The 4,515-nt window shown below is 67.4% G+C and carries 6 protein-coding genes; 1 reads left to right on the top strand and 5 read right to left on the bottom strand.

The genetic code is table 11. The features are described 5' to 3' along the window. Nucleotides 1-649 (top strand): SDR family oxidoreductase (locus RMO40_RS21515; RefSeq protein ID WP_309725642.1); only part of this gene is annotated, 649 nt, incomplete at its 5' end. Nucleotides 650-657: 8 nt separating this feature from the next. Here the strand turns inward: RMO40_RS21515 and RMO40_RS21510 are convergent. The 5 genes from RMO40_RS21510 to RMO40_RS21490 form a co-directional block, all read right to left on the bottom strand. Beyond that, on the bottom strand, nucleotides 658-1,551 hold the full coding sequence (locus tag RMO40_RS21510; protein ID WP_489660219.1) for a septal ring lytic transglycosylase RlpA family protein: 894 nt from the start codon (nucleotides 1,549-1,551) through the stop codon (nucleotides 658-660). Then, nucleotides 1,530-2,237 (bottom strand): alpha/beta fold hydrolase, encoded by a 708-nt coding sequence (locus tag RMO40_RS21505; protein ID WP_309725641.1) that lies wholly within the window; start codon nucleotides 2,235-2,237, stop codon nucleotides 1,530-1,532. Before RMO40_RS21505 ends, RMO40_RS21510 begins: the two co-directional genes overlap by 22 nt. Continuing rightward, nucleotides 2,237-3,226: an aldo/keto reductase gene (locus RMO40_RS21500; RefSeq protein ID WP_309725640.1), complete on the bottom strand. Its 990-nt coding sequence runs from the start codon at nucleotides 3,224-3,226 to the stop codon at nucleotides 2,237-2,239. The genes RMO40_RS21505 and RMO40_RS21500 overlap by 1 nt, the downstream gene beginning before the upstream one ends. 12 nt (nucleotides 3,227-3,238) lie before the next feature. Next, nucleotides 3,239-4,189, bottom strand: coding sequence for a Gfo/Idh/MocA family oxidoreductase (locus RMO40_RS21495; protein ID WP_309725639.1), 951 nt, complete (start codon nucleotides 4,187-4,189; stop codon nucleotides 3,239-3,241). After that, nucleotides 4,186-4,515 (bottom strand): DODA-type extradiol aromatic ring-opening family dioxygenase (locus tag RMO40_RS21490; RefSeq protein ID WP_489660218.1); only part of this gene is annotated, 330 nt, incomplete at its 5' end. The genes RMO40_RS21495 and RMO40_RS21490, both read right to left, overlap by 4 nt.

Raw genomic sequence — 4,515 nt, 5'->3', positions numbered from 1 at the left:
CACGCGCGACGCAGCGGCGGCGCAGTCGGTGGTGCAAGCCATCCAGGCTGCGGGGGGCCAGGCGCTCGCGGTGCAGGCCGATGTGGCCGACGAGGCCCAGGTGCTGGCCATGTTCGCGCGCATCGATGCCGAGTTGCCGCGTCTGGCGGGCCTGGTCAACAACGCCGGCGTGATCGACCTCGGTGCGCGGGTCGACGAGATGAGCGTCGAGCGACTGCAGCGCATGTTGGGCGTCAACCTCATCGGCAGTTTCGTCTGCGCACGCGAGGCGCTGCGCCGCATGTCCACCCGCCATGGCGGATTGGGCGGCGCCATCGTCAATCTGTCGTCGGCGGCAGCGCGCATCGGCGCGGCGGGCATGTATGTGGACTACGCGGCCTCCAAGGGCGCGATCGACACCTTCACGCTGGGCCTGGCGAGGGAGGTCGCGGCTGAAGGGGTGCGGGTCAACGCGGTGCGCCCCGGCATCATCGACACCGACATCCATGCCGCAGGTGGCTTGCCCGACCGTGCCCACCAGTCGGCCTCGCTGATCCCGATGCAGCGCCCCGGCACCGCCGACGAGGTGGCGCAGGCCATCGTGTGGCTGCTGTCCGACGCCGCCAGCTACACCACCGGCGCGACCATCGACGTGACTGGCGGGCGCTGAACGAAGCTTCAGCGCCGCTCGACCACCACCGGCACCAGCCTCAGCGCATCGCGGATCCGCCCAGCGGCGTCTTGCGCTTCGCCGCGCGTCGGGTAAGGCCCGGCCTGCAGCCGAAACAGCTGCGGCTCGCTGAAGATGGCGAGCAGTGGCGATAGCCAATCCAGCTCCTCAACCACCCGGCGCTGGAATTGCTCGGCACCGTCGCGCTGCCGAAACGCGCCCAGTTGCACCCAGAAGCCCTGTGCTGATGCAGTCGTGGCCGGCAGCGGCGCGGCGCTCGGCTCGGTGCTGGCCGTGACTTCGATCGCAGGTGCCACCGTCTGCGGCGGGGCGCCGGCCTTGCCATCGCGTCGCCACTCGCCACTGCGGATCTGCTCGTGCGTGATGCGCTCCACCTCCACCGGTGCCACGCCGTTGAGCACACCGAGCTTCATCGCGGCGGTGTAGCTCAGGTCGATCACGCGCCCGGCGTGAAACGGCCCGCGGTCGTTAACGCGCACGATGATCTCGCGCCCGTTGGCCGGGTTGCGCACGCGCGCATAGCTCGGCAGCGGCATGGTCTTGTGCGCCGCCGTCATCGCATACATGTTGTAGACCTCACCGCTGGCGGTGCGCCGGCCGTGGAATTTCTTGCCGTACCACGAGGCCTGGCCCTTCTCGGCCAGCGGCTTGTCGCCCGTGAGCGGCGTGTAGCTGCGCCCGGCCAGGGCGTACGGCTTGTTGGGGCCACCCTCGCGGATGGGCTCGACCTGCGGCTGCGCGTCGGGCACCTTGTCGAGGTTGGGGGGAGGTTTGGCCTCGGGGCCGTCGCGCGGGGTGGTGGAGCAGGCCGCCAGCACCGCCAGCATCGACACGGCCATCAGGCGTTGCAGGGGCCGCATCACCTGGCCCACGTCAGCCACTCGCTCAGTGCGCGCGACACCGCCTCGGGCTGCTCCATCGTGCTCATGTGGCCGCAGGTTTCGACGATCACGAGGCGCGAGCCCGCGATGCGTTGTTGCATGAACTCGTGACGCGCGGGCGGGCTCCAGGCGTCGTCGCGGCCGCACAGCAGCAGGGTGGGGCAGGGGATGTGGCCGAGCAGGTCGCCACAGTCGGGGCGCGTCAGCAGCGCGTTGATCTGCGCCGCAAAGATGTCGGGTGTCTTGCGCTCGAACATGTCGAGCACGGCTTCGAACAAGGGTGTGTCGTGCCGGCTCGGGTGCACCATGCCGAGAGCCCACTCGCGCGCCATCGTGCGCATGCCGTCGCGCCTTGCGGTGGCGAGCAGGCTCATGCGGCCGGCGCGTTCGGTCTCACCCGCCTCGCCTTCGGCCAGCGGGTGGTACGAGGTGTCGAGCAAGGCCAGACGTTCGATGCGCTGCGGTGCCTGGCGCAACATCTCGAAGGCCACTCGCCCGCCCATCGAATGGCCGGCCACTGACAGCGGCCCGGCGGGCGCGGTGGCCAGCACGTGTTCGGCCATGGCTTGCAGCGAGTCGAGCGTGCCGTAGTCGGCCACGTGGCAGGGGCCGATCGCATCGATTTGCGCTTGCCACACTTCGCGGTCGCACAGCAGGCCGGGCAGGAGCACAGGGTGCGCGGCCATCAGAACTCTTCGGTGTCGACACCGGCTTGTGCGGCAGCGTCGTAACGCGCGCCAGTCACGGTGTGGCGGTTGATGAGGGCGTCGAGCCGCTGCATCGTGGCCGCATCGAGCGTCACGTTCACCGCGCCCAGGTCGTCTTGCAAGTGGGCGATGCTGCGTGTGCCGGGGATGGGGATGATGTGTTCGGCCCTCGCCAGCAACCAGGCCAGCGCCAGCTGCGACAGCGTGCAGCGCTGTTCGTCGGCGATCGTGTTCAAGCCGTCGAGCAGCTTCAGGTTGGCGGCGTAGTGGTCGGGCTGGAAGCGCGGCATGCCCCGGCGCAGGTCGTGCGCGCCGAGCGTGGCCAGGTCACGCAGCTCGCCGCACAAGAAGCCGCGCCCGAGCGGGCTGAAGGCCACGAAGGCGGTGCCCAGCTCGCGGCAGGCCTCGAGCACGGCGATCTCGGGGTTGCGTGTCCACAGCGAGTATTCGGTTTGCAAGGCGGTGATGGGGTGCACCGCGTGCGCGCGGCGCAAGGTGGCCGCTGACACTTCCGACAAGCCGATGGTCAGCACCTTGCCCTCGCGCACCAGCTCGCTCATGGCGCCGACGCTGTCTTCGATGGGCACACGCTTGTCCCAACGGTGCAGGTAGAAGAGGTCGATGACGTCAGTGCGCAGGCGTTTCAGGCTTTGTTCGCAGCTCGCCTTGAGCGACGCGGGGCGGCCGTCGAGCACACGCTTGCCTTCAGCGTTGCCGTGCAGGCCGCCTTTGCTGGCGAGCGTGAACTTCGAGCGGTGGGGGCTGAGCACCTGGCCAACGAGTTCTTCGTTCAAACCGAAGCCATAAAGCGCGGCGGTGTCGAAAAGGGTGACACCACTGTCCAGCGCGTTCAGCAGCAGCGCCTCCGCCGCCTCGCGCGAAGGCGGCGTGCCGTAGGCGTGGCTGAGGTTCATGCACCCGAGGCCGATGGCGGAAACCTGGAACGGGCCGAGGGTACGTTGTTGCATGGTGAGGAGCGGTCAGGCGTTGAGTTGTTGCTCCAGTTTATGCAATGCGCGGTAGCAGGGCAGCACGCTGGCCACACTGGCGTTGGGCTCGCGCTTCTCGCGGATGGCGGCAAAGAACTCACGGTCTTGCAGCTCGATGCCGTTCATCGACACATCCACCTGGCTCACGTCGAGCTTCTCGTCCTTGCCGTTGAACAGATCGTCGTAGCGCGCGATGTAGGTGGCGGTGTCGCCGATGTAGCGGAAGAAGGTGCCCAGTGGCCCGTCGTTGTTGAAGCTCAGGCTCAAGGTGCAGATCGCGCCGGTGCTGCTCTTCAACTGGATGCTCATGTCCATCGCAATGCCCAGCGTCGGGTGGATGGGGCCTTGCACCGCGTTCGCCTGAATGATCTCGCCGCCCGTCTGGTACGCAAACAGGTCGACCGTGTGCGCCGCGTGGTGCCACAACAGGTGGTCCGTCCACGAGCGTGCCTGGCCGAGCGCATTCATGTTGGTGCGGCGAAAAAAATACGTCTGCACATCCATCTGCTGGATGTTGAACTCCTTCGCGACGATCTTCTTGTGCACGAGCTGGTGGCTGGGGTTGAAGCGGCGGGTGTGGCCGCACATCGCGACCAGGCCGGTCAGCTTCTGCAACGCCACCACGGCTTCAGCGCCCTTCAAGCTGTCGGCCAGCGGGATCTCGACCTGCACGTGCTTGCCGGCCTTCATGCAGGCGATCGACTGGTCGGCGTGCATCTGCGTCGGCGTGCACAGGATCACTGCGTCGACCTCCTTGATGGCCAGGCTGTCGGCGAGGTCGGTCGTCACGTGCTGGATGCCGTACTTGTCGGCCACCTCCTGGGTCTTCGCGAGGTCGCGGCTGATCAGCGACACGACCTCCACACCGTCGATCAGTTGGATGGCATCGAGGTGCTTGATGCCGAACGCGCCCGCGCCGGCCAACGCCACTTTGATCGTCATGCCTGGTTCTCCAGAATCAGATGGCCCACCGCCGTGTTCGACGCAGGCACGTGATAGAAGCGATGTGCCACCTTGGGTGGTTTCGCGCTCATGGCGCCACGCGCGATCAACCACATCACGAGCTCGATGCCCTCGGAGCCGGCTTCGCGCACGTAGTCGATGTGCGGTACTTTTGCGAGGCCCTCGGGGTCGGCGATCAGGCGGTCGAGGAAGTTGTTGTCGAACACCTTGTTGATCAAACCGGCTCGTGGCCCCAGCATCTCGGCCAGCCGCTCTTGCTCGGGGATGCGGTAGACGTTCGAGACATGCCAAAGCTTGCTTGCCTG

This window comes from Rhizobacter sp. (genome assembly GCF_031412075.1).
In the GTDB taxonomy this organism is placed as follows: Bacteria; Pseudomonadota; Gammaproteobacteria; order Burkholderiales; family Burkholderiaceae_C; genus Rhizobacter.
The sequence above is the reverse complement of the archived record's forward strand: the minus strand, read 5'-3'. Positions and strand labels throughout refer to the sequence as shown.